A 23,196-nucleotide genomic window follows, 5' to 3' on the forward strand; every position below is an offset into this window, starting at 1 on the left:
CGCTACCAACACCAAACCCGCACCTTCGACCTCACCAACTACCACACCACCACCCACACCCCCACCAACCCCAACCCCCCAACCCCCTAACCCCCACGGCCCGCCGCCCGACCCCCACACGGGCGGCACCCACCCACCCCCACGGCCTGCCCCCTGGCAGGCCGCACGCATACCACCACCCCGAACCACCAGCCCCACCCGACCGACTCACCACCCGCAACCAACCCGAAGGAATCGACCCCGAATGAACCGCCCACCCCTCGCCCGACGCACCCTCCTCACCGGCCTGGCCGCCACCGTCATCGGCTTCAACACCACCACCCGCGCCTGGGCCACCACCAACACCCCCACCACCGGGTGCATCACTCCCGTCCCCCCGCTCGACGGCACCCTCACCACCAACGCCGCCACCATCACCGCCCACGCCCACGACTTCGGGCGCCTCACCACCAACACCCCGCACGCCGTCCTCAACCCGGCCTCCGACCAGGACATCGTCAAGATCATCAACTACGCCCGCGCCAACGGCCTCAAGGTCGCCATGAACGGCCAGGCCGGCACCGACAACGACCTCGAATCACACTCCAACTACGGCCAGGCAGGCGCCGCCGGCGGCATCAGCATCAACGCCCGCGCCCTCAACCGCATCCACACCATCACGCCGACCAGCGCCACCGTCGACGCCGGCGTCACCTGGGCCGAACTCACCGCCGCGGCCCTCGCCCAGGGCCTCACCCCGCCCTGCCTCACCGACTACCTCCACCTCACCGTCGGCGGCACCATCTCCATCGGCGGCATCGGCAACACCGTCCAGAAGTACGGCCTTCAGACCGACACCGTCGATTCCCTCGACATCATCACCGGCACCGGACGCCTCGTCACCGCCACGCCCACCAAGAACGCCCGGCTCTTCCACGCCGCCCTCGCCGGCGCCGGCCAGGTCGGCCTCATCGTCCGCGCCACGCTCAAGCTCATCCCCGCGCCCGAACGCGCCCTGGTCTTCAACCTGTTCTACACCGACCTCAGCGCCTACATGAGGGACCAGGAAGCCATCCTCGAAGACGGGCGCTTCCAGGGCCAAGTCGGAGAAATCCAGCCCCAGCCCGCCGGACAGCCCACCCGCTTCAAAATCGAAACCGCCATCTACTACAACGGCAGCACACCCGCCAACCCCCAAGCCCTAATTGCCGACCTCACCCCCCTCCCCCAAGAAACCACCATCACCGACACCACCTACCAGGAATACATCTACCGCGCCAACGCCTTCGCCCAGAACCTCAAGAGCATCGGCTACTGGGACCAGCCCAAACCCTGGCTCTCCCTCTTCCTCCCCGCCACCACCACCCACCAATTCATCACGCAGGCCCTCTCCGTCCTCACCCCCGACGACCTCGGCCAGGGCCTCCTCCTCTTCTACCCCTTCCACACCAACAAGGTGACCACCCCGCTCGCCATCACCCCCGGCGAACCCGTCGCCTACCTCTTCGACTTCCTCACCTTCCCCCACCCCGGAACCGACCCCCAACCCGCACTCGCCCGCAACCGTGCCCTCTACGACAGCGCCACCCGACTCGGCGGCAAGCGCTACCTGGTCGGTGCCGTGCCCAACATGACCACCACCGACTGGCAACGCCACTACGGCCCCCACTGGCGCACCCTCACCGCCAACAAGAACACCTACGACCCCACCCACACCCTCACCCCCGGACAGCGCATCTTCCAGTAACCGCACCCCCGACCCACCCCCGACCAGGCCAAAGGAAAGATCATGCACACCATCAACCACACCCACGAAACCGTCTACCCCCACCCCACCCACACCATCTGGCACCACCTGATCAACCAACTCAACAACACCGGTACCTGGCAACACCCCAAGAACACCTTCCAACCGGGCCCCACCCCGCCCCAGGAAGTCACCGGAACCACCCTCACCACCGTTCACACCAACGGCCCCGGAAAGCCCGGCCCCAAGATCCACTTCACCAGCACCACGACCCACACCACCCCCAGCTCACCCACCGACGACCGGTACCACTACACCGCCACCCACAGCGGCCACTTCACCGGCACTACCACCATCACCCTCACTCCTCTCGACAACAACACCCGGACCCGCCTCAGCTACACCTTCACCGCCACCCCCCAGGGATGGACGAAGCTCCTCCCCACCGCCAAGATCCACGCCAACCACACCACCGCCACCATCGCCAACCACGACATCCTCCAGCGGATACTCAGCAAGCTGGACCAGTAACCCGCTTGGCGGACAGGCGTGTCGGCACTCCCGCAATGCGACGGCGCAGGACCGGATCGAACGGCCAATGACGGTCGATCCGGTCCGCAACCCGCAACCCGCAAGAAATCCGAAACCCACCGGAACCCGTCCCACCTCCTTTCGCTTGAAGTTGAGTCAGACCAACGGGTCCTGACGACCCTCAGCGGACATTGCCCGACGAGATCTCGGACGCGGTCTGAGGAACCGATGAGAAACGCACCCGTCCCGCAGCGACTCCGTTAGCGTGGCCGGATGGATCAGGATGAACAGCGCCTCCACGCCTCCTCGTTCGGCGCGGCAGCGGTCGCCTACGCAGAGCACCGTCCGGACTACGCGCATGCCGCGGTGCAGTGGGCACTTGAGGGCGCGCCCGGTCGGCGGGTGCTCGATCTCGGTGCGGGCACCGGCAAGTTGACGGCCACTCTGGCCGAGCTCGGGATCGACGCCATCGCGGTCGAGCCGGACCCCGCGATGCTGAGCGAGTTGCGACGCTCGTTGCCGACCGTGCGGGCGCTGTCGGGCCGTGCCGAGGCGATTCCGCTGCCGGATGCCTCGGTCGATGCCGTGCTGGCGGGCCATGCGATGCACTGGTTCGACATGGCGGTCGCGGGGCCCGAGATCGCCCGGGTGCTGAGGCCCGGCGGGGTGCTGGCCGGGCTGTGGAACGTCATGGACGACCGGGTCGCGTGGGTTGCCGGGCTGGCGCGGGTGAGTGGGGCCGCGGCGATCGGTCCGCGGGACACGCCGGCGAGTTGGCGTGCGGAGACGGCCACCGCGCACCTCCCGAAGGAGTCCGGGCAGGCCAGGTTCGGTTCACCGGAGCAGGAGCTCTTCCCGCACGGGCAGCTCCGCACGGCCGACTCCCTGGTCGCGACGCTGGCGACGCGCGCGGGGATGCTGGTCATGCCGGACGGGGAGCGGGAGGCGGCGCTGCGCAGGATCCGCGACTTCCTCGCCACCGAGCCCGACACCGCCGAAGGCGAGTTCACCCTGCCGATGCTGACCGGCGTACTGCGCACCCGGCGGCTGTGACTGCCCCACCCCGAGCCACCCGGCCGGCCAAGCCTCTGCGGCACGCCGGTGTCGACGTCGAAGCCGCTGGTCACGCCCGGTCCGGCCGCCGCGGGCCATACTCGACGGCATGAAGCGCGTTCCCCGCCTCCTCGCCCTCACCCTGCTCACCGCCACCGCGGTCGCGGGGCTCGCCCTCGCGGTGATCGCGGACTGGGGTGGCGGGGGCGGGGAGGCGGCGCGCCCGTGGCGGGACGGTTCGGTCCACGGGCCGTGGCGGTCGGTCTTCGACGGTCACGGGGAGAATCTCGGCCTCCCCGACGGGCTGTCCCTCTCCCCGATGCCCGCGCGGACGCCGGAGGTGACCCATGCCGGGTTGATCGTCTCCACCCGGCAGTACCGGGACATGGACCTCCGGGCGCGGATGCGTACCGTCGCCCAGCTGCGGACGCCCACCCCCAACCCGTGGGAGGTGCCGTGGCTGGTGTGGGCGTACTCCGACCCTGAGCACTTCTACTACCTCGTCCTCAAGCCCAACGGGTGGGAGCTGGGCAAGCGGGACCCGGCCTACCCCGGCGGCCAGCGCTTCCTGGCGACGGGCCCCGAGCCGTTCCCGGTCGGGCAGTGGTCCGCGGTGAAGGTGACCCAGCGCGGCGCGCTCATGGAGGTGGGCGTCGACGGCCGGGTCCTGGTGTCGTACCAGGACCCGGAACGCCCGTACCTGGCCGGCAGCATCGGGGCGTACACGGAGGACGCCCATGTGCTGTTCGAGGACATCGCGGTGGTCCCCGCACAGTGACCGCGGGGCCGAAACCGCCCACCCCCGGTCCCGCGGTTCCGGCCCGCTCTCAGGCCCCGTCGGCCACCAGGCCGTCGAGCTGGTCGGGGCCGACGTCGAGCGTGACCCCACCGTAGGTCTCGTCCGCGTCGACGCGGTACTGGTGGATTCGGTGGTTGGTCCACAGGTCGTCGGGCAGCCCGGCCTGCCCGGTGAGGATGGGGTGCCCGTCCCAGCGGGCGTACCAGATCGCGTCGGGCATCGGGGTGCGGCCCGCGCGGGTGGCGGCGACGATGTCCGCGACGCCGGAGTCCATGCTGGAGTAGAAGCCGGAGCGGTAGCCGGCCCGGTGCAGGGCGCGGGTCCAGCCGACGGTGAAGTCCACGACCGCCCGGGTGCACACCTGGTCGCCCGTCGGGTAGGCCTCCATGTCGAGATAGACCGGGCTGCCCGGACCGAGCCCCAGCACCCGCAGCGCGACCGCCGCCTCGTCCGCCTCCTGTCCGCCCTGCTCCTCGGCCCGGGCGGGGTCGATCCGCACCGGCTTGTCCGGACGGGCGGCGCAGGGTGCTTGGAGTCCGACGTGGGTGGGCACCAGTCGCCACCCCGTCGCCCGGGCTTCGGCGACCCACTGCGGTGTCAACTCGGGCTGCTCGCAGGCACGCTGGCCGCCGCTGCTGTAGATGTTCACGGCGCCGTACGGCGAGGCGGTGCGCCAAGCGGCCAGGGCCTCCAGCGGCGGTGCCGAGCAGGAGTCGAACCCGGCCCCGGTGAAGCGGTACTCGGGCAGGGGGTCCGTGGACCCTTCGGTCGGCGCGGCGGCGGGTGGTGCGGCGGCGGAACCGGCCGGTTCCCAGCCGCCGGGACCGGGTTCGCGGAGGGTGCCGGGAAGCAGGGCGAGCAGGACCGCCAGGGCCAGGAGCACGGTCGGAGAGGACGGCGGGGACGGAGTCGGAGTCGGAAGTCGCATCTCCCCGTCCTAACCGTCGGCCGCCGGTCTCCCCCGCCGTCAGGCCCTCGCGTCGCGCCCCGTCACCCGAACCCACCACGCACCCGCCGGCGACTCCCCGCAGCCGACGTCACCCGGCGTCGCGCCGCTCGGTCGCCTCGGCCGCCTCGGCGGACACGGCGGCGCCGACGCAGTCGAGGACGCGCTCCAGCCCCTGGCGGAACTGCTCGTCGCGGCCGAGCCGCGGCCGGCGTGCCTCCACCGCGATCCTGCCGAAGATCGGGTATTCCCCGCTCTCCAGCAGCTGTCGCACGTACGGGTAGCTCTGCGCCAGCCATTCCTCCTCGCTGACGCCACTGCGGCGGACCTCCTCGGTCCAGCTGACCTCGTCGCGGGCGGCGCCTTCGACGTAGCCGTTGAGGACGGCCATCAGGCTGAGGTTCTCGTCGATCGGGAGGTGGGGGTCGAGGACGCCCATCACCGCTTCGATCAGGCGCAGTTGGTTGGGCCCGAAGCCCGGCAGCGCCCGGTGGGCGGTGGCGATCCACGGGTGGCGCAGCCACATGGCGCGCAGTTCCCCGGCGTAGCGGGTGAGGTCGGCCCGCCAGTCGCCGGTGGGCATGCCCTCGATGTCGATCTCGCCCATCAGCCGGTCGGCCATCAGTTGGATCAGGTCGTCGCGGCTCGGGACGTACCGGTAGAGCGACATCGCGCCCGCGCCGATGTCGGCGGCGATCCGGCGCATGGTGGCGGCCTCCAGGCCCTCCGCGTCGGCGATCCGGATCGCGGCTTCGGTGATCCGGGCACGGCTGTAGGCGGGTTTCGGCCCGCGGGCGGGGCGTTCGGGCCGCATCCAGATGTTCACGTGCTCGGTGTCGGTCACCGTCGCCCTCCTTCTTGCGTACGCGGTACCCAGTAACCTACCGTGGCCGCCATGACCGCGTACAACGTACTCAGTCCAGGGGTGGAGTGATGGGCGCCGGAGGCGGCGGCCCCGCGCCCATCGCCGCCGGGGACCGCGACACCGCCGTACGGCGACTGCAGGAGGCCTACGGCGAAGGACTGCTGCCCGACGGGGAGTTGGACGGGCGCCTGCAACGGGCCCTCACCGCCGACAGCCACCACGAACTCGCCGAGGCGCTCGCCGGGCTCCCCGAACCGCCCCCGCCCAGCACGGCCACCCTCACCGGCGCCACCCTCGGCGGGCGGATCCATCGGCGCGGCGCCTGGGAGGTCCCCCGGACCCTCACCGTCGCCTCGGCGCTCGGACGGGTCCGCCTGGACCTGGCCCGGGCGGTGATCGAGCATCCGGTGGTCGACATCGACCTGCGACTCGGCACCGGCGGGGCCCGCATCACGGTGCCCCGGGACGCCGTCGTCGACCTCACCGGCCTGCTCCCCGGCCTGCGGGAGCCGCGGTACCGACCCCGTCGGCCCGCACGCCCGGGCGGGCCGACCATCAGGATCACCGGGGTGCTGGGAGTCGGGCGGCTGAGGATCCGTCACGCCCGCTGGTGAGACCCGCTGACGACAGTGAGAGGGTCTCACCACACGGGTTCGGCCGGGCAGAAACCTATCTGCGCACCGCCTCGATGAACCCGCTGTCCAGCCCGACACCCTCCGGCAGCGGTCGGCCGCAGTCGGCCCCGCAGTCCGCGAGGCTGGTGGTCCGGGTCTGCCAGCCACGGGCGTTCAGCCACTGGTCGGTGTCGGGGCCGAGCCCGCCCTGCCAGAGTTCGATGACGTGCGCCAGGGCCGGGTCGTACGGGGTGAGGGAGACGTCCCGGCCGCGCTCCATCAGCAGCCGGCTGCCGGGGGCGGAGAGCGAGCCGACGGCCGTGAGCAGTCCGGCCGCCTGCTCGGCGCTCAGGTACACCACCAGGCCCTCGGCCAGCCAGGCGGTGGGCCGCTGCGGGTCGAAGCCGGCCGCCACCAGGCGGCGCGGCCAGCCCGGGTCCAGCAGGTCGCCCGGCAGGACGCCGCGCTCGCACGCGGGCTCGGCGCCGGCGGCGTCGAGCACCTGCTGCTTGAAGTCCAGCACCGGGGGCAGGTCGAGTTCCCACAACCGCGTCCCGGAGGGCCAGTCCAGCCGGTACGCCCGGGTGTCCAGTCCGGCCGCCAGCAGCACCACCTGCTCGGCACCGGCGGCCCGCAGCCGGTCGTCGTAGAAGCGGGTGCGCAGCGTGATGTGCACGACGAGCCCTGCCACCAGGCTGCTGAGGCGCACGCCGCCGGGGGCCGTCAAGGGCATCCCGGCGGCCTCAGCGAACCCGGCCGCGTACGGGTCGACGAAGAGCGGGTCGGGCCGGCGGCTCTCGTGGGCCCGCACCCGTGCGACGGCCAGGGCGGTGCGCGAGACCGGGCTCATCTCATCAGGCGTCGTCATGCCCGACAATCTACCGCCGTCGCACAAGTCCCCTCCGGCCAGCGGGAATTCCTCGCGCACTCCGCCGTTCCCTGGCATGATCCCGGGAGCGCCCGGCTCCCGCGCCGACGGCCCGTCGCGCATCCGGCGCGGCACCGACCGGGGTACCAGCCGGAGCACGGGCAGGCGGGGAAGGTACTACCGGTGGGGATGCCGATGAACGTGAGGACCGTACGGACGCCGGACGGTGACGATGCCTGAGGACTCGGTTCCCCTCCGGGACACCCCGCCGACGCCGGAACCCGGGCCGCAGCAGCCCCCGAAGCCGTCGCCGAAGCCGAGGCGCAGTGCGGGCGAGCTGCTCCGGGCCGCCGCCCCGGCCGTACTCCTCGTCATCGGCCTCGCCCTCACCGTGCTCGGCTTCGTCCAGTTCACCGAGACCTACCAGCAGACCCGCGCGTACCTCGCCACCCCGGTCTGCGCCGCGGACGCGAAGCCGGGCGCGGACTGCGTGACGCTGGAGAGCGGCCGGGTGACGAAGAAGCAGGAGGAGGCCGGCTCCGATTCGACCGACTACCTGCTGACGGTGGCCCGCGAGAAGGCGCCCAGCGACCGCTACGGCGTCGGCAGGGCCTTCTACGACGACGTCGACACCGGCACCTACGTGGAGTTGAAGATCCTGCACGGCAAGGTCTTCGAGCTCAGCTACCAGGGGCACAGCTCCCGACCGCCGAACACCCCGTACCTGGCGGTCGTGGAGTTCAGCGTGCTGATCGCGTTCGGCATGATCATGATGGTGCTCGCGCTGAGCGTGGACGACGTCGAGTTCATGCTGCCCCTGGCCCTGGGGTACGTGCTCGGAACGGCCATCGCGACCGGCATCGGCTCCCTCACCCTGATCGCCCTCCAGTGGCCGCTGGCGGTCACCCTGGCCATCGCCGTCGTCCTCTGGCTGATCGTCGCCGCCGTCAGCCGCGCCACCTTCGAGGGCCTCTGACCCCGCACCGGCTCCACCGCTCCCCGCTCCCCAGCGACCGACCGACCGGGCGGGGTCGAGCCGTGGCCGCGCCGAGGAGGGATTGTCAGATCCCGAACAATGGAATGTCAGGTCCCGAACAAGGGAAGGAACCTCCCCACACCCACCACCCCCGGGAGGACCTCCGTGCACGTCCGGACCAGAACAGCAGCCGCCCTGCTGACCGCCGCCCTCGCCACCGGCCTCCTCGGCGCCGCCCCCGCCTGGAGCGCGCCCGCCACGGACGGCCCGAGCTCCCCGACGGCGAGCGCCTCCCGGCACCAGGTGGAGGCCTTCGCCGAGGACGGCACCATCTCCCGCGGCACGGCGCCCGCCGCCTCCCCGTACCTGGCCGCCCCCTCCCCCGCTCTGAGCGCACCGACCGCCGGCGGTGACGGCGACGGCGAGGTCACCGCCCTGGTCCACAACGGCGACCCGGCCACCAAGCTGGACGTGGTGGTGATCGGCGACGGCTACTCCGCCCAGGAGCAGGGCAGGTTCCGCACGGACGCCGCCGAGAAGTGGCGCGAGATCACCGCCGTCGAGCCCTACGCCACCTACCAACGCCTGTTCAACGTCTGGGCGGTGAACGCGGTCTCGCCCGAGTCCGGCGTCACCGGCGATCCGGACCGGGCGACCGTCCGGCACACCGCGCTCGGCTCCTACTTCTGGTGCGACGGCGTCGAGCGGCTGCTCTGCGTGGACGAGAAGGCCGTCGAACGCTACGCCGCCAAGGCGCCGCAGGCGGACCTGGTGATCGTGGTCTCCAACAGCACCAAGTACGGCGGCGCGGGCTACAACGACGTCAAGTCCACGCTGGGCTACGAGGGCATCGCCACCGTCGCGGGCGGCAACGCGAAGTCCGGGCAGATAGCGGTGCACGAGACCGGGCACTCGCTGGGCAAGCTCGCCGACGAGTACGCCTACGACGGCCAGGGCACCTACCAGGGCGCCGAGCCGCCCGAGGCCAACCTCAGCACCCTGACCGCCGACCGGATGCGCGCCCAGGGCACCAAGTGGTCCCGCTGGCTCGGCCAGGCCTCGCCCGACGGCGGAACGGTGGGCGCCTACGAGGGCGCCGGCTACTACCCGACGGGGCTGTACCGGCCGACCGAGAACTCGATCATGCGGTCGCTCGGACGGGAGTTCAACCTGCCCGGGCGGGAGGCGATGATCGCCGGCTTCTACCGCCACGCCACCCCGCTGACCAGCACCACCCCCACCGGCACCCGGCTCACCGCCGCCGACCGCCTGGCGGTCGACCTGCCGGTGCCCGGCACCCGGTTGCACTGGTACCTGGACGGGCGCGAGCAGACCGCGCTGCGCGGACGCACCACCCTCGACCTCGGCGCACTGCACCTGACCGGCCCGCGCTCGCGGCCGCACCTGCTCACCGTCGTCGCCACCGACCCCACCCCGGCGGTGGCCGACCCGACACTGCGGGCGGAACTGACCCGCAGCCTGTCCTGGTCGGTGACCCGCTAGCGCGGACTCCGGCGGCCCGGGCCCGGGCCGCCGGAGGCGCCCGCCGGGGAGGTTCCGGCGGGCGCCGAGGAAGTGGTCCCGGCCGTCCTCGAAGCCCAGCGGCCCCGGCAACCCCTCCAGTGGCGCCCACAGTTGTCGCGGTACGGGTTGGCTGCCCGCCCATCATCCGGTCGTCGTCGGCGGCGGCGACGTGATCACGGCCATCCTGCCGACCCAGGACCTACAGCGGCCGACGCCGCACCACGCTCTCCGGCGGCCGCCGCCGCAGCGGCGCGAGTTCGCGCTCCAGGGTCCGGACGTCCCGGGCGATGCTCGCCGCGAGGTCCCTCGGCCCGGTGTCGCTCGGCAGCCGGCGCGTCCAGGAGCGGGACTTGGCCGGGCCGTCCTGGATCATGTGGAAGGTGAGGCCCACCACTCCGCCGACGTCGGCCAGGCTCACCAGGATCCGGGTGTCGGCGAGGTCGATGGTGACTTCGTTGCCGATGCACGAGCATGCCACCAGCCCCTGGATGTCCTCCTCCGCCAGGTACCTGGCCAGCGGAACCGCCCTCCCCCGGACCAGAAACGGACGTGCCACCGTACCCACGGGAACCGCCTCCTCTCGCCGTACGCGTGCCACCCCGGCCGGGCGCAAGCGCGCCGCAACTGACCGGGCCCCGACCATGCTCCACCACCCTGCCGAAAAGCGCCAACTCAGCGTCTCACCAAGTGAATTGAGCGCATGCATCCGACCGGCGCACCGGCGCACACCCGGGCGCACCGGGTGGCGCCCGCGGGGCGGCGCCCCCGGGCAGCGCGAGTGCCCGCCCGCGCGAGGCGGACGGGCACCGGGGAAGCGCGACGGGCGGGCGGGCTCAGCGCCCGGAGCGGCCGAACCGGCCGTGCAGGACCAGGGAGCGGGTCAGCGCCAGCAGACCCGCCGTGCACAGCGCCGTCCGCAGCATGTTCGCCGCCACCCACGTCCCCTCGAACTTCGTCCGCACCGCGGCGAAGTCGTGGATCTGCGACGGGTCCCCGGCGGCCGCCAGGTCGTTGTTCAGCGGGATGTTGACGCCCATCGTCACCATCAGCGCCACCACGTACAGCAGGGTCGCCCCCGCCGCCCACAGCGCCGCCTGCCGCCGGCCCGCCTTGTGCTGCAGCCAGGCGGCGACGCCTGTCGCCACGAAGGCGCCCGTGAAGACGAGGCCGAACATTCCGTTCTCGATCGACTTGTTGATGTGCTGCATCGCCGTCACGTACGTCCGGTCGTCACCGGCCGCCAGGCCCGGCATCACCGACACGTCGAAGGCGAAGAACAGCCCCGCCATCAGCCCCATCGCGATGGTGGCGCCCACCAGCACGGGACCAGCGGCCTTGCCCTGACCGGTACCGTGCACCGAACTCCCGCGTCCCGTACCGCCGATGGCGGACGGCGTGGAGTAGGACAGCGGAACCGTGCTCTGATCCGAACGCATCCAAGGACCCCTTTACTCTCCCGGCTCCGCGGGGTGCGGCGCCGACGAACTTCGGAAACACGCGGCACCGCCCACCGTGCGGCGGGCCGCGCAACAGAACCGCGACAACCGGAACCTCCCCTCGCGTCACGGCACTTGCCGTGCTCGTCGGTGCCGGGCCGGATCGGCCGAACGGGACAGCGGCCGGGCCTTCGGGCCGCCCCTGAAGGCCCGGCGGACAGGGTCGGAGGACGGGGTCGGAGGACGGGTCAGAGGACCGGGCCGAGGGTGCGCCGGTAGCGCCGGTCCAGCACCGTCCGGCCGAGCAGCCGCACCGGGGCCGGGATGGTGGCGGACACCGCCCGCACCGAGGCCTGGTCGGCGCCGTCGAACATCCACGGCTGGAGGTAGGTCATCACCTGGGCCGGCGCGCTGCCGATGATCCGCCGCTCCACCCGCAGGTACTCCTGCACCGGCAGGCCGGCCAGCGCGGGGAAGACCACCGGCTCCTCGTGCCCCAGGTGCTCGCGCACCAGGGACTGGAACGCCCGCGCGGCTTCCGGCAGTTCGGCGCTGCGACCGGCGGCCAGCACCCCGGCGACCCGGGCCATCACCCGGTCCAGCGCCTCGTGGTCCTGCTCCAGCACACCGCTGCCGTCGAAGCCGGCCACCCGGTCGCGCAGGTACGGCCAGAGGATCTCGTCCTCGCTGTGGTGGTGCCAGTCGATCACCGCCCGCAGCCGCCCGAACCAGTCGGCCAGCCCGGCCAGCGAGCCCGATCCGCCGCGTGCGGCGACGGCGCACAGCCGTGCCGCGTCCCGGCGCATCGCGACGTGCATCAGGCCGAAGCCCCGGATGTGTTCGGGCAGTGCGCCCAGTGACTGCTCGCTCGACCAGACCGTCGTACCGTCCGACATGACCAGACCTCCAGAGTCCGTTCAGCTACTCGACCACCGCCCGTCGGACGACGGGTCGGCTCAGGTGTTCCACACGCCGGTGGCGGCGGCCGCCCGCGCGTAGTCCGCGAAGTCCCTCGGCTCACGCCCCAGCGCCCGCTGGACCCCGTCCCCCAGCGAGGCGTTGCGACCGTCCAGGATCACCGCGAACAGCTCCGCGAAGTCCCCCGGCAGCCCCGCCTCCTCCAACACGGCCCGGTACGCCTCCAGGGACACCGCCTCGAACCGCACCTCGCGCCCGATCGCCGACGACAACTCCCTTGCCACGTCGGCGAAGGAGAGCAACCGCGGTCCGGTGAGCTCGTACACCTCCCCCGCGTGGCCCGCCTCGGTCAGGGCCGCCACCGCGACGTCGGCGATGTCCTCCACGTCGACGAAGGGCTCCACCGCGTCCCCCACCGGCAGGGCCAACTCCCCGGCCAGCACCGGCTCCAGGAAGAACGACTCGTCGAAGTTCTGGTCGAACCACGCGCACCGCACCACCGTCCATGCGGCCCCCGACTCCATCACCGCCTTCTCTCCCGCCTCCGCCGCCTCCTCGCCACGGCCGGACAGCAGCACCAGCCGCCGCACGCCGCGCTCGGCCGCCAGCCGGGAGAACGCGCCCACCGCCTCCACGGCCCCCGGGAACGCCAGGTCCGGGTAGTACGTCAGATAGGCCGCACTCACTCCCTGCAGCGCCGCCTCCCAGGTGTTCTCGTCGTGCCAGTCGAAGGGCACCGCCCCGGCCCGCGAGCCCACCCGCACCTGGTAGCCCAGGGCGGTCAGCCGGTCCGCCACCCGCCGACCCGTCTTGCCCGTACCGCCGACCACCAGCACCGCACCCGCACCGGTCGGCAGATCCACAACGCGCGTTCCAGTCATCATGACCACCCTCGTTCGAAGACTCGGAGGAACCCTGACACCGGCTCGTCGGGGGCACAGCGGGCCCCCGGCCGGTTCGACGCGATCCGCGGGCTCCGTCGGTTTCCCGAGCCCGACCGGTTCGTCGTCATGCATCAATTCAACGGTCCCCCGGGCCGGCGAACCATAGCCTCCGCACTCACATGCATGCGTGAGCGTCTACCCCGCTCGGTTCGGCGGCGGCCACGGCTCTCCGTCACCCACGACAACACACCGTTCCCGGGGTCGAAAGCGCTTTCCAGCGGCCCTCGACCGGCCTTCCAGTGGCGGGTGGACGCCGGGGGCAGCGCGTTGCGCGAATGCCGGAGCGACGCTCGCGTATGCGCCCGGCGCCCGCCCGCCGCCGGACGGGCCGCCCGACGGCCGATCGGCGTACTCCGCCACCCGGCCCGGCCGCTCTCGGGGCATCCTGACGGAGGAGCCGCTGCCGTTCACCGAACGTGACGGTCGTACGGCAGCCATCCGCCCGGCGAAGGAGGCCCGTCATGACCGATCCGGCGCAGCCGACCTCGCCCTCGTCCCAACCCCCGTCCCAGCCCCCGCCCTCGGTGAGGCCCTCCCCCGACCGCCGGCGGCCCACCCCGTCCGGGGTGATCGCCACCCAGGTGCCCGCCCGGCTGGACCGGCTGCCCTGGTCCCGCTGGCACTGGCGGATCGTGATCGGTCTGGGCACCGTCTGGATCCTGGACGGCCTGGAGGTGACGATCGTCGGCAACATGGCCGGCCGGCTCGCCCAGCACGGCAGCGGCATCGCCATCACCACCGCCCAGGTGACCACCGTCGCGGCCGCCGTCTACGTGGCGGGCGCCTGCACCGGGGCGCTGTTCTTCGGCTGGCTGACCGACCGGCTCGGCCGCAAGAAGCTGTTCATGGTCACCCTCGCCGTGTACCTGGCCGCCACCGCCGTCACCTCGCTGTCCTGGACGGCCTGGTTCTTCTTCCTCTGCCGGTTCTTCACCGGCTTCGGCATCGGCGGCGAGTACGCGGCGATCAACTCGGCGATCGACGAGCTGATCCCGGCCCGGGTGCGCGGCCGGGTCGACCTGATCATCAACGGCAGCTTCTGGGTCGGCGCGGCGATCGGCGCCTTCGCCTCGATCGCGCTGCTGAACACCGCGCTGTTCGCCACGGACCTCGGCTGGCGGCTCGCCTTCGGCATCGGCGTGGTGCTGGGCCTGGTGATCCTGCTGGTGCGCCGGCACGTCCCGGAGAGTCCGCGCTGGCTGTTCACCCACGGCCGGGCGCCGGAGGCCGAGCAGGTGGTGGCCGAGGCGGAGGAGGCGGTCGAGCGGGAGACCGGGCGCCCGCTGCCGCCGGTCACCGGGGAGCCGATCCTGATCCGCGAACGCGCGCCGCTGGGCTTCGGCACGATCCTGCGGACCGTGGTCGCCCGCTATCCGCGCCGCACCGTGCTCGGCCTCGCGCTCTTCATCGGCCAGGCCTTCCTCTACAACGCGGTGACCTTCGGTTACGCCACCATCCTGACCACCTACTTCGCCGTGCCGGAGGGCGACACCGGCTACTACTTCGCGGTGATCGCGGTCGGTAACTTCCTCGGTCCGCTGCTGCTCGGCCACCTCTTCGACTCGGTCGGCCGCAAGCCGATGATCGCCGGCACCTACATCGGTTCCGGTCTGCTGCTGTTCGCCACCGCCGCGCTCTTCCAGCGCGGTTCGCTCTCCGCCGCCACCATGACGGCCTGCTGGACGGCGGTGCTGTTCCTCGCCTCGGCCGGGGCCAGCGCGGCCTACCTGACGGTCAGCGAGGTCTTCCCGCTGGAGACCAGGGCGCTGTCCATCGCCTTCTTCTACGCCGTCGGCACGGCGGTCGGCGGCATCAGCGGCCCGCTGCTCTTCAACGGCCTGGTGAGCAGCGGCAGGGTCTCCGACACCGTGCTCGCCTTCTGCATCGGTGCGGCGCTGATGACGGCCGCCGGCCTGGTCGAGGCGGCGATCGGGGTGCGGGCGGAGCGGCGCAGCCTGGAGTCGCTGGCTGCGCCGCTGAGTGCCGTCACGTCGTCGGATCAGCCCTGACGGGCGTCGCTACCGCAGCATCCCGCGCACGGCCTCCGGGTCGGTGGGCGCGAGCGGGCCGGCCGAGGCGGCGGTGAGGTCCTTGGCGGTGGCCGGCGGCGGGGTCACGTAGACCGGCGCCGGTTCGGCCTCGGGAGCGCAGGTCTTGGCGATCCGGCCCTTGCCCTGGGGCAGGCTGCCGTCGCGCAGGTAGGCGGCGAAGGTGTCGTCCAGGCAGGCGTTGCCGTGGAAGAGGATCTCGTGGAAGCTGCCGCCGTTCTGGACGACCAGCTTGGAGCCGGGCAGCGCGTCGTGCATGGCGAGGCCGCCCTCGTACGGGGTGGCGCCGTCCTCGGTGGACTGGAAGAGCAGCACCGGGGGCAGGTTCTTGCCGGTGATCTTCAGTCGGCCGGCCGGGTTGCCCTGGTAGGGCCAGAACATGCAGGCGGCGTTGTACCACATGTTGTTATAGGTGTAGAAGGGCGCGACGGCGTTGACCTTGGCCTGGTCCTTCTTCCAGACCTCCCAGTCGCGCGGCCAGGCGTTCTCGGTGCACTGGGCGGCGTTGTAGGCGGGGAAGGCGCCGTCGTCGGGGCCGGGGGCCGCGTACTTGTTGTAGGCGATGTTCAGCGGCCGGGTGTCGTGCTGGGTGAGGTAGGCGGAGAGCACGGTGGCCATCCGGGGCCAGCGCAGGAAGTTGTAGCCGCCGCCGTAGAAGGTGTCCTCGAACTCGGCGGGGCCGATCTTCCCGGGTGCCGGGGCGGCGTCGACCGGGTCCTTGCGCAGGGCGGCCTCGACCTGGTGGTAGGCCTGTTCGACGGTCTTGGCGTCGGTGCCCAGGTGGTAGACGGAGTCGGCCTTGGCGGCCCAGGCGGTGAAGGCGTCGAAGCGGCGCTGGTGCTCCTTGTCCTGGAGGATGTTGTGGTCGTACCAGCTGATGCTCGGTCCGACGATGCTGTCCAGCACCATCCGGCGCACGTGCGAGGGGAAGAGCTGGCCGTAGGTGGAGCCGAGCGAGGTGCCCCAGGAGCCGCCGTAGTAGTTGATCTTCGGTGCGCCGAGGGCCCGGCGGATGCTGTCCAGGTCGCGGGCGTTGTCGATGGTGGTCATGTGCGGCAGCAGCCAGGACCAGTCGGCCGCGCAGTCGGCGGCGTAGCCGGCCGCCTTCTTCAGCCAGGCCTTCGAGGTGCCCTGGTCGGGCTGGTAGTCGGGGCGCTCGGCGTCGAAGTAGTGGGCGTCGCAGATGACATGGGGGTCGCTGCCGTTGGTGCCGCGCGGGTCGAAGCCGATCCAGTCGTAGTCGGCGGCGACGTCCTTGGGGACCTGGCCGGAGATGTAGGCGGGCATCCAGAGGCCGGAGTCGCCGGGACCGCCGGGGTTGAGCAGGATCGGGCCCTGCTGCTTGTCCTTGGGGGCGGTGGCGGGCAGCCGGTTGAGCTTGATCTTGATCTTGCGGCCGCGGGGGTCGGCGTAGTCCACCGGCACCTCCAGCATCGCGCACTGGAGCGCCGGGGTGGTGGCGTCGTTGCAGGAGGTCCAGGCCAGCTTTCCCTGGCCGGTGTCGGCCAGGTCGGGGCCGTCGGGTTCGGCGGCGGAGGCGGCGGGGCCGACGAACCCGCCGAGGGTGGCGACGGCCGCGGCGGCCGCGAGGAGGGCGATGGCTTTTCTCATGAGGAGCATGATGTGACATGTGCAATAACACCTCCAGAGGGTGGGCCGGACTTTGCCAAGCTTTGACCGGATCTCCGCCGACAGCCGACCTCCGGGACCACCCCGGCATCGGACGGGCCGCCAACTGCCCACTCCCCCATCGGAACCGGCACTCCGGGCGGTACCGTCTGGCTGGACGACGACGGGCGGCACAACGGGCATCACGGCGAGGGGAGCGGCTGGGTGGAGGCGCTGGAGGACGGGGATCCGCGGCGGATCGGCGAGTACCGGCTGCTCCGCAGGCTCGGCGCGGGCGGGATGGGCCAGGTCTACCTGGGCCGCACACCCGGCGGGCGCACCGTGGCCGTCAAGACGGTGCACGCCCAGTACGCGGCCGACCCGGAGTTCCGGGTGCGCTTCCGCAACGAGGTGGCCGCGGCCCGCCGGGTGGGCGGCCGGTGGACGGCCCCGGTGCTGGGCGCCGACACCGAGGGCCCCCGGCCGTGGGTGGCCACCGCGTACGTCGCCGGGCCCTCCCTGAGCACCGCCGTACGGGACTTCGGTCCGCTGCCCGCCGCCGCCGTCCGCTCACTCGGGGTGGGGCTCGCCGAGGCCCTCCAGGCCGTCCACGAGGGCGGGTTGGTGCACCGGGACGTCAAGCCCTCGAACGTGCTGCTGGCCCTGGACGGCCCCCGGCTGATCGACTTCGGCATCACCCGGGCGCTGGACGCGGCCACCGCGCTCACCCGCTCGGGCTTCGTGGTCGGCTCCCCCGGCTACCTCTCCCCGGAACAGGCCGAGGGCCGCCCGGCCGGGCCCGCCTCGGACGTGTTCTCGCTCGGCGCCGTGCTCGCGTACGCGGCCACCGGCCGGGCGCCGTTCGGCTCCGGCGTGAGCGCACCCGTGATGCTCTACCGGGTGATCCACGAGCAGCCCGAACTGCACATCACCGACCACGAGTTGCTCGGCATCGTGACGGACTGCCTGGCCAAGGAGCCGGCCCGGCGCCCCACCCCGGCCCAGCTGCGGGCCCGGCTGAGCGCGGGCGATCCGGCGGCGGGCGAGCGGCTGGAGCGCCGGAGCTGGCTGCCGCCCGCGATCTCCGCGGCGCTCGCCGCGCTCGCCGTCGAACTGCTCGATCTGGAGGGCGAACAGGCCGGTGAGCCGGGCCGGTTCGGTCCGCCGCCCGAGCCGTGGACGGCTCCGCTGCCGCCACCGACCGCAGCGGCCACCGTGCCCGTCCCACCCCCCGGTTCCACCCCGCCGCCGCCCGGCCGACCGCCCGCGCCCACGCTGCCGTACCCGGCCCAGCCGTACCCGACCCAGCCGACCCAGCCGCAGCCCGTCCGCGGCCGCCCGGGCCGTACCGCGCTGCTGATCGCCGTCCCGCTGGCGGCGGCGGTGGCCGCGACGGGCGTGTACCTGGCCCTGCCGGACGACCGGCCCACCGACCGGTCCGGCGGGGCCACCGCGGCCGCCACCACTCCGCCGGCCCGACCGGCGGCCACCAAGGACCCGACCACCCCGGCCGCCGTCCCGGCCGCCACCTCCCCGACCTCCCCGACCGCTCCGGCGACGACCTCCGCCGCCGCCAGCACCCCCGGCACCCCCGCCTCCCCGCCCGCCGACGGCGCGGTCCCGGCCGCCTTCCTCGGCAGCTGGCAGGGCCAGCTCGCCGGCCAACTGACCGGCCTCCGCGTCGACTTCACGATCACTCTCGCCCAGGGCCAGGTCGGCACCCCGGTCGCCCGGATCCACAACAACTCCGGTACCGGCACCGGCTACTGCGACGCCGTCGCCGACCTGATCTCCGCCACCACCGACCGCGTGGTGCTGCGCACCTCCCCGGTCGGCATCACGCCCGGCTGCGTGCCCGACCCGCACGAGCAGGTGTACACCCGCACCGCGGACGGCGCCCTGCACGTCACCGTGTCCACCCTCGCGGGCGATCTCCGGAAGAAGTGACGGATCGTCAACTCTGCTGACGGTGACGGGACCACGGCCGACCGGTCGACCGCCACACGTCCGCGCCAGCCTGCCCGGAACCGTGCTCGATCCGCACTAGAGGAATCCGGCCGGCCGCCCCCGCCGCAACTAGGGTGCGACGCGTCCGCCCCACCATCCCTCGGAACCATTCCTCGGATTCGAACTGACATCCGCCAGGCCGAGCCGCCGCCCCGTACGAGAGGAGAACCGCCATGCACCTCAAGGTCCTCGGCCCCCTCACCGCCGACCTCAACGGCATCTCCGTCGTCCCCACCGCCGCCAAACAGCGCCAGATCCTCGCCCTGCTCGCGCTCTACCCCAACCGGATCCTGCCCACCGCCACCCTGATCGAGGAGATCTGGGGCGACGAACCGCCCAGACAGGCGCTCACCACCATGCAGACGTACATCCTGCAGCTGCGCCGCCGGATCGCCCAGGCCCTCGGGCCGACCCCGCACACCACCGCCAAGGACGTGCTGACCACCCGGCACGGCGGGTACCAACTCACCGCCCACCCGGACGACCTGGACGTCCACACCTACAACCTGCTGATCACCCAGGGCCAGCACGCCTTCAACCACGGCCACGACCACCAGGCCGCCACCCACTTCCGTCAGGCCCTCGCCCTCTGGCACGGCCCCGCCCTGGTCGACGTCCGCCCCGGACCGATCCTCACCATCGAGATCATGCGTCTGGAGGAGAGCCGCCTGATCACCCTCGAACGCCGCATCGACACCGACCTCCGGCTCGGCCGGCACGACGAGCTGATCCCCGAACTCACCCACCTCACCCACCAGCACCCGCACCACGAGGGCCTGCACGCCCAGGCCATGGTCGCGCTGTACCGGGCGGGCCGGCAGACCCACGCGCTCTCCGCCTACCACCACCTGCGGCACCGGCTGACCAGCGAACTCGGCATCCAGCCCTCCCCGCACCTGCAACACCTGCACCACGCCATCCTCACCCTCGACCCCACCCTCAACACCCCGGCCACCGCCCACCACCCGACCACCTACAACCTCTACCCCGCCTAGGCGGCACCCAGGACCCACGACCTCTCCCGCCCTCACCCACAGGACCCGTCATGACCACCGAACCCGAGAAACCCCTCGCCCTGATCACCGGCGGCACCCGCGGGATCGGCCTCGCCATCGCCCGCGAACTCGGCAGCCGCGGCCACCACGTCTACATCTGCGCCCGCACCGCCGACCACATCCGCCAGGCCCTGGACACCCTGCGCGGCGAGGGCCACCAGGCGGACGGCTCCACCTGCGACGTCCGCGACCCCACGCAGGTCAGCGAGTTGATCCAACGCGCGGTCGCCGCCCACGGCCCGATCACCGTCCTGGTCAACAACGCCGGACGCACCGGCGGCGGGCCCACCGCGACCACCACCGACGACCTCTGGTACGACGTCATCGACACCAATCTGAACGCCGTCTTCCTGGTCACCCGGGAGACCCTCAAGCACGGGCGGATCACCACCACCACGCACCCGCGCATCATCAACATCGCCTCCACCGCCGGGAAGCAGGCCGTCACCTACGGCGCCCCGTACACCGCGAGCAAGCACGCCGTGATCGGCTTCACCCGGGCGCTGGCCAAGGAGCTGGCGCCGACCGGCACCACCGTCAACGCGATCTGCCCGGGCTACGTGCACACCCCGCACACCACCCGGATCCACCACGAGTACGCCACCGCGTACAACACCACGCCCGAGACGATCCACCAGCACTTCCAGACCCACATCCCGCTCGGGCGCTACACCACCCCCGAGGAGGTCGCCTCGCTGGCCGGCTACCTCACCAGCCCGACCGCGGCCAGCATCACCGCCCAGGCACTGAACGTCTGCGGCGGCCTCGCCACCCAGTAGCCCCGGCGCACCAGGCCGGACGACGGGAAGGAACCGGGCCCGGAGCCCGCTGATCAGCGATGACGAACCGCCAGTTCTCCAGCGCACCCGTCACCCTGCTGGTGGCCGGTGCCCCCGCGCCCGCGCCCTGCCTGCCCGCCGCCCGCCCACCGGGACCGCTCGACCCGGCCAAGGTGCGCGCCGCGCTCGCCCGCACCGCGCCCCGTCCCCGCGTCCAGGTCCGCGTCCACCGGGCCGTCGCCGAGCACCCCGACCCCCGGCCGCCCGAGTTCCTGCTGGTCGAGCTGCACCGGGTCCACCGGCCCGAGGTGCTCCTCACCGCCCTGCGGGCCGTCGCCCCGGCGTCCGCCGCCGACCTGCTCTGGCGGCGGACGGTGACCGGCCCGGCCGCACTGGACGGCCTGCTCGCCGAGCTGGGCCGCTCGCTGGCCACCGGGGCGCCGCTGCGGGCCGTCCTGGTCACCGACCTCCGGGACGGCCCACAGGACTCCCCCGCCCCCCAGGACCCGCAGAGCCCCCAGGGCCGCCGGCGCCTGTTCGTCGGGATCGCCCCCGGCCCGCCCGGACACGCCGCGCGCCTGCTGGCCGAGCTGCGGGAGGCCCTGGCCCACCCGCCGGAGCCGGTCACCGTCCCGACCAGCGCCCTCCAGCGCGAACTGCTGCGCGACGTCCTCGGCCGCCCCGACCACGGCGGGCGGCACATCGAGCAACTGTCCTGGAACTGGCACGGCCCGCTGGACACCGAGCGCTTCACCGCGGCCTGGCAGGCGGTGTTCGACCACGAGACGGTGCTGCGCGCGGCCTTCGACTGGGCGCCGGACGGCAGTGGCGAGCCGTGGACGGTGCTGCACGAACGCGCCGTCCCCGAGGTGACCAGGCACCCGCACGGCAGTGTCGGGTGGGACCAACTGCTCGCCGCCGACCGGCTGCGCGGCTTCGACCTGCGCCGCCCCGCCCTGCTGCGCGCCACCCTGCTGGACGCCCCGCAGCCCACGGACGAGGGGCCCGTCACCCGGGTCCTGCTCACCTACCACCACGCCATGCTGGACGGCTGGAGCGTCCGGCTGCTGCTGCAGTCCTTCTACCGCGCCTACCTCGGCGGCGGCGTGCTCCCCGGCGGCGAACGGCGCCCCGACCTGCGCGACCACGCCCGTTGGCTGGCGGCCCAACCCACCGACGCGGCCGAGCAGTTCTGGTCCACCCGGCCCGACCCCGCGGTGCTGCTGCCGCTCGCCCCCGACCCGCGACGGCGCGGCAGCGGCCGGGCCCGGCGTCGGCTCTCCCCCTACGAGGCGGTCCGGCTGCGCGGCTGGGCGGCGGCCTGGGGCGCGGGCGAGAGCACCGCGCTGCAGGCCGCCTGGGCGCTGCTGCTCTACCGCGCCGCACTGTCCGACCGCCCCCGGCGCCCGGCCCGGCCGGTCCGGGTCGGCTTCGCGGTGACCGTCTCCGGCCGGGGCATCCCGCTGGAGGGCGTCGACCGGCTGCCCGGCGCCCTGCGCACCCCGCTGCCGATCTCGGTCCGGGTCCACCCGGGCGCCACCGTGCCCCAGTTGCTCGGCACGCTGCGCGACACCGTGCTCGACCTCTCCTCCTACGAGTGGGTCTCGCCCGGCCAGGCCGAACGCTTCGGCCCCGGCGGGCGCGGCCGGCGGCCGAACAGCCTGGTCGTCCTGGAGCACCAGCCGATGACCGCGCACCAGCTGCGGCTGGAGACCGACCTCGCGGCGCACGGCATCCACGTCGAGAGCCCCGTCCCGGCCGGCACCCTCACCTCGTACCCGATCACCCTCGCCGCCCACTACGACGCCACCGGCGGCCTGGTCCTCACCGCGACCCATGACCGGGCCCTGCTCGCGGACCAGGACGCGGCCGAACTCCTCAGCCAGAGCGCCCACTTGCTGCGCAGCTTCCCCGACCTGCCGAGCGGGCTGAGCACCACCGAGGTGCTCCGCTCCACCCTCGCCGGACAGCCCACGCCCCGCCCCGGCTCCGTTGCCGACTCCGCCACCTCCCCCGACGGCGAGCCCTCGACCGTACGGCTGGACGTGCTGTGCCGCGCCACCCGCCCCGGCGCCGGCTGGGTCCTGCTGCTCCCCCCGCCCGGCGCCCCGCACACCGGCTACCCCGGTACTGCGCGCGCCTGGCCCGGCCCGCAGGCCCTCGGCGTGCTGCGCCCGGGCGCCGAGGACACCCCGCCCGGCGCCTACCGCCCGGTGCTGGGGCCGCTGTTGGCGACGCGGGCCCCGGTCGCCCTGCTCGCCCCACCCGGCCGCGGCCTCACCGCGTACGAGATCGCCCGGCTCGGGGCACCCGGCCATCCGCCGCTCGTCGTCCTGCTGGCGGCCGACACCGACCCCGCGACGCTGGGTCCACTGCTGGAGGAGGTGGGCCACTGGACCGTTCGGCTTGACTGATCGTCAACTATCCCTTGCGGGGCGAGCTTTACCTTCCGCATTCCCTGTCATGACCTGCTCGAAGGTGGGTTAGTCTCCTCTTGGC

At 73.0% G+C, this 23,196-nt stretch carries 20 protein-coding genes; 12 read left to right on the forward strand and 8 right to left on the reverse strand.

The features are described from left to right. Positions 1–244 precede the first annotated feature (244 nt). The 4 genes from ACIP4P_RS24135 (at position 245) to ACIP4P_RS24150 (ending at position 4,088) form a co-directional block, all read left to right on the forward strand. Positions 245–1,726 (forward strand): FAD-binding protein, encoded by a 1,482-nt coding sequence (locus ACIP4P_RS24135; protein WP_400921571.1) that lies wholly within the window; start codon positions 245–247, stop codon positions 1,724–1,726. A gap of 42 nt (positions 1,727–1,768) precedes the next feature. Further along, positions 1,769–2,257, forward strand: a complete 489-nt coding sequence (locus tag ACIP4P_RS24140) for a hypothetical protein (protein ID WP_400921573.1) — start codon at positions 1,769–1,771, stop codon at positions 2,255–2,257. Between the two features lie 273 nt (positions 2,258–2,530). Continuing rightward, positions 2,531–3,310: a class I SAM-dependent methyltransferase gene (locus ACIP4P_RS24145; protein WP_400921576.1), complete on the forward strand. Its 780-nt coding sequence runs from the start codon at positions 2,531–2,533 to the stop codon at positions 3,308–3,310. Positions 3,311–3,419: 109 nt separating this feature from the next. Beyond that, positions 3,420–4,088: a calcium-binding protein gene (locus tag ACIP4P_RS24150; protein WP_400921578.1), complete on the forward strand. Its 669-nt coding sequence runs from the start codon at positions 3,420–3,422 to the stop codon at positions 4,086–4,088. Between the two features lie 49 nt (positions 4,089–4,137). Here the strand turns inward: ACIP4P_RS24150 and ACIP4P_RS24155 are convergent, their stop codons facing one another. Beyond that, on the reverse strand, positions 4,138–5,037 hold the full coding sequence (locus ACIP4P_RS24155) for a DUF1906 domain-containing protein (RefSeq protein WP_400921580.1): 900 nt from the start codon (positions 5,035–5,037) through the stop codon (positions 4,138–4,140). 109 nt (positions 5,038–5,146) lie between these two features. After that, positions 5,147–5,899: a TetR/AcrR family transcriptional regulator gene (locus ACIP4P_RS24160; RefSeq protein ID WP_400921582.1), complete on the reverse strand. Its 753-nt coding sequence runs from the start codon at positions 5,897–5,899 to the stop codon at positions 5,147–5,149. An 89-nt stretch (positions 5,900–5,988) separates the two neighbouring features. Here ACIP4P_RS24160 and ACIP4P_RS24165 point away from each other — a divergent pair, with 89 nt between their 5' ends. Beyond that, positions 5,989–6,534: a DUF1707 domain-containing protein gene (locus ACIP4P_RS24165; RefSeq protein WP_400921584.1), complete on the forward strand. Its 546-nt coding sequence runs from the start codon at positions 5,989–5,991 to the stop codon at positions 6,532–6,534. Positions 6,535–6,589: 55 nt separating this feature from the next. Here ACIP4P_RS24165 and ACIP4P_RS24170 read toward each other — a convergent pair whose 3' ends face one another. Next, positions 6,590–7,402, reverse strand: coding sequence for an SAM-dependent methyltransferase (locus tag ACIP4P_RS24170; RefSeq protein WP_400921585.1), 813 nt, complete (start codon positions 7,400–7,402; stop codon positions 6,590–6,592). A gap of 226 nt (positions 7,403–7,628) precedes the next feature. Here ACIP4P_RS24170 and ACIP4P_RS24175 point away from each other — a divergent pair, with 226 nt between their 5' ends. Both ACIP4P_RS24175 and ACIP4P_RS24180 read left to right on the forward strand, forming a co-directional pair. Then, on the forward strand, positions 7,629–8,378 hold the full coding sequence (locus tag ACIP4P_RS24175) for a hypothetical protein (protein ID WP_400921587.1): 750 nt from the start codon (positions 7,629–7,631) through the stop codon (positions 8,376–8,378). Positions 8,379–8,543: 165 nt separating this feature from the next. Beyond that, positions 8,544–9,881 (forward strand): M64 family metallopeptidase, encoded by a 1,338-nt coding sequence (locus ACIP4P_RS24180; protein WP_400921589.1) that lies wholly within the window; start codon positions 8,544–8,546, stop codon positions 9,879–9,881. A gap of 220 nt (positions 9,882–10,101) precedes the next feature. Here ACIP4P_RS24180 and ACIP4P_RS24185 read toward each other — a convergent pair whose 3' ends face one another. The 4 genes from ACIP4P_RS24185 to ACIP4P_RS24200 all read right to left on the reverse strand — a co-directional run bounded on the left by ACIP4P_RS24185 (position 10,102) and on the right by ACIP4P_RS24200 (position 13,137). Then, positions 10,102–10,458 carry a hypothetical protein gene (locus ACIP4P_RS24185; protein ID WP_350517133.1) on the reverse strand — a complete coding sequence of 119 codons (357 nt, stop codon included), beginning with the start codon at positions 10,456–10,458 and terminating at the stop codon, positions 10,102–10,104. Between the two features lie 277 nt (positions 10,459–10,735). Continuing rightward, on the reverse strand, positions 10,736–11,338 hold the full coding sequence (locus tag ACIP4P_RS24190) for a DUF1772 domain-containing protein (protein ID WP_400921591.1): 603 nt from the start codon (positions 11,336–11,338) through the stop codon (positions 10,736–10,738). A 248-nt stretch (positions 11,339–11,586) separates the two neighbouring features. Further along, positions 11,587–12,234: a hemerythrin domain-containing protein gene (locus ACIP4P_RS24195; protein WP_400921593.1), complete on the reverse strand. Its 648-nt coding sequence runs from the start codon at positions 12,232–12,234 to the stop codon at positions 11,587–11,589. A gap of 60 nt (positions 12,235–12,294) precedes the next feature. Beyond that, on the reverse strand, positions 12,295–13,137 hold the full coding sequence (locus ACIP4P_RS24200) for an NmrA family transcriptional regulator (RefSeq protein ID WP_400921934.1): 843 nt from the start codon (positions 13,135–13,137) through the stop codon (positions 12,295–12,297). Positions 13,138–13,661: 524 nt separating this feature from the next. Here ACIP4P_RS24200 and ACIP4P_RS24205 point away from each other — a divergent pair. Continuing rightward, positions 13,662–15,209, forward strand: a complete 1,548-nt coding sequence (locus ACIP4P_RS24205) for an MFS transporter (RefSeq protein WP_400921594.1) — start codon at positions 13,662–13,664, stop codon at positions 15,207–15,209. A gap of 9 nt (positions 15,210–15,218) precedes the next feature. Here the strand turns inward: ACIP4P_RS24205 and ACIP4P_RS24210 are convergent, their stop codons facing one another. Then, positions 15,219–16,859: an alpha/beta hydrolase gene (locus ACIP4P_RS24210; RefSeq protein WP_400921596.1), complete on the reverse strand. Its 1,641-nt coding sequence runs from the start codon at positions 16,857–16,859 to the stop codon at positions 15,219–15,221. A 222-nt stretch (positions 16,860–17,081) separates the two neighbouring features. On the opposite strand from ACIP4P_RS24210, the gene ACIP4P_RS24215 reads away from it, so the two are divergent. The 4 genes from ACIP4P_RS24215 to ACIP4P_RS24230 all read left to right on the forward strand — a co-directional run bounded on the left by ACIP4P_RS24215 (position 17,082) and on the right by ACIP4P_RS24230 (position 23,111). Then, the gene (locus tag ACIP4P_RS24215) at positions 17,082–18,803 is read left to right on the forward strand and encodes a serine/threonine-protein kinase (protein WP_400921598.1); all 1,722 of its coding nucleotides are present in this window, start codon (positions 17,082–17,084) and stop codon (positions 18,801–18,803) included. Between the two features lie 233 nt (positions 18,804–19,036). Then, entirely contained in the window at positions 19,037–19,858 is an 822-nt protein-coding gene (locus ACIP4P_RS24220; RefSeq protein ID WP_350517126.1) for an AfsR/SARP family transcriptional regulator, read from the forward strand. A gap of 50 nt (positions 19,859–19,908) precedes the next feature. Next, entirely contained in the window at positions 19,909–20,697 is a 789-nt protein-coding gene (locus ACIP4P_RS24225; RefSeq protein ID WP_400921600.1) for an SDR family NAD(P)-dependent oxidoreductase, read from the forward strand. A 59-nt stretch (positions 20,698–20,756) separates the two neighbouring features. Further along, a complete protein-coding gene (locus tag ACIP4P_RS24230; RefSeq protein WP_400921602.1) occupies positions 20,757–23,111 on the forward strand; it encodes a condensation domain-containing protein in 2,355 nt (784 codons plus the stop codon). The last annotated feature ends 85 nt before the right edge of the window (positions 23,112–23,196 follow it).

The sequence above is a fragment of the Kitasatospora sp. NPDC089509 genome (assembly GCF_044749365.1).
Classification (GTDB): Bacteria; Actinomycetota; Actinomycetes; order Streptomycetales; family Streptomycetaceae; genus Kitasatospora.

Coding starts and splice junctions, on each gene's coding strand:
- ACIP4P_RS24195 (WP_400921593.1), bottom strand. CDS start 12,234: ATGTCGGACGGTACGACGGTCTGGTCGAGCGAGCAGTCACTGGGCGCA.
- ACIP4P_RS24150 (WP_400921578.1), top strand. CDS start 3,420: ATGAAGCGCGTTCCCCGCCTCCTCGCCCTCACCCTGCTCACCGCCACC.
- ACIP4P_RS24155 (WP_400921580.1), bottom strand. CDS start 5,037: ATGCGACTTCCGACTCCGACTCCGTCCCCGCCGTCCTCTCCGACCGTG.
- ACIP4P_RS24135 (WP_400921571.1), top strand. CDS start 245: ATGAACCGCCCACCCCTCGCCCGACGCACCCTCCTCACCGGCCTGGCC.
- ACIP4P_RS24190 (WP_400921591.1), bottom strand. CDS start 11,338: ATGCGTTCGGATCAGAGCACGGTTCCGCTGTCCTACTCCACGCCGTCC.
- ACIP4P_RS24140 (WP_400921573.1), top strand. CDS start 1,769: ATGCACACCATCAACCACACCCACGAAACCGTCTACCCCCACCCCACC.
- ACIP4P_RS24220 (WP_350517126.1), top strand. CDS start 19,037: ATGCACCTCAAGGTCCTCGGCCCCCTCACCGCCGACCTCAACGGCATC.
- ACIP4P_RS24165 (WP_400921584.1), top strand. CDS start 5,989: ATGGGCGCCGGAGGCGGCGGCCCCGCGCCCATCGCCGCCGGGGACCGC.
- ACIP4P_RS24225 (WP_400921600.1), top strand. CDS start 19,909: ATGACCACCGAACCCGAGAAACCCCTCGCCCTGATCACCGGCGGCACC.
- ACIP4P_RS24230 (WP_400921602.1), top strand. CDS start 20,757: ATGACGAACCGCCAGTTCTCCAGCGCACCCGTCACCCTGCTGGTGGCC.
- ACIP4P_RS24170 (WP_400921585.1), bottom strand. CDS start 7,402: ATGACGACGCCTGATGAGATGAGCCCGGTCTCGCGCACCGCCCTGGCC.
- ACIP4P_RS24205 (WP_400921594.1), top strand. CDS start 13,662: ATGACCGATCCGGCGCAGCCGACCTCGCCCTCGTCCCAACCCCCGTCC.
- ACIP4P_RS24145 (WP_400921576.1), top strand. CDS start 2,531: ATGGATCAGGATGAACAGCGCCTCCACGCCTCCTCGTTCGGCGCGGCA.
- ACIP4P_RS24200 (WP_400921934.1), bottom strand. CDS start 13,137: ATGACTGGAACGCGCGTTGTGGATCTGCCGACCGGTGCGGGTGCGGTG.
- ACIP4P_RS24210 (WP_400921596.1), bottom strand. CDS start 16,859: ATGAGAAAAGCCATCGCCCTCCTCGCGGCCGCCGCGGCCGTCGCCACC.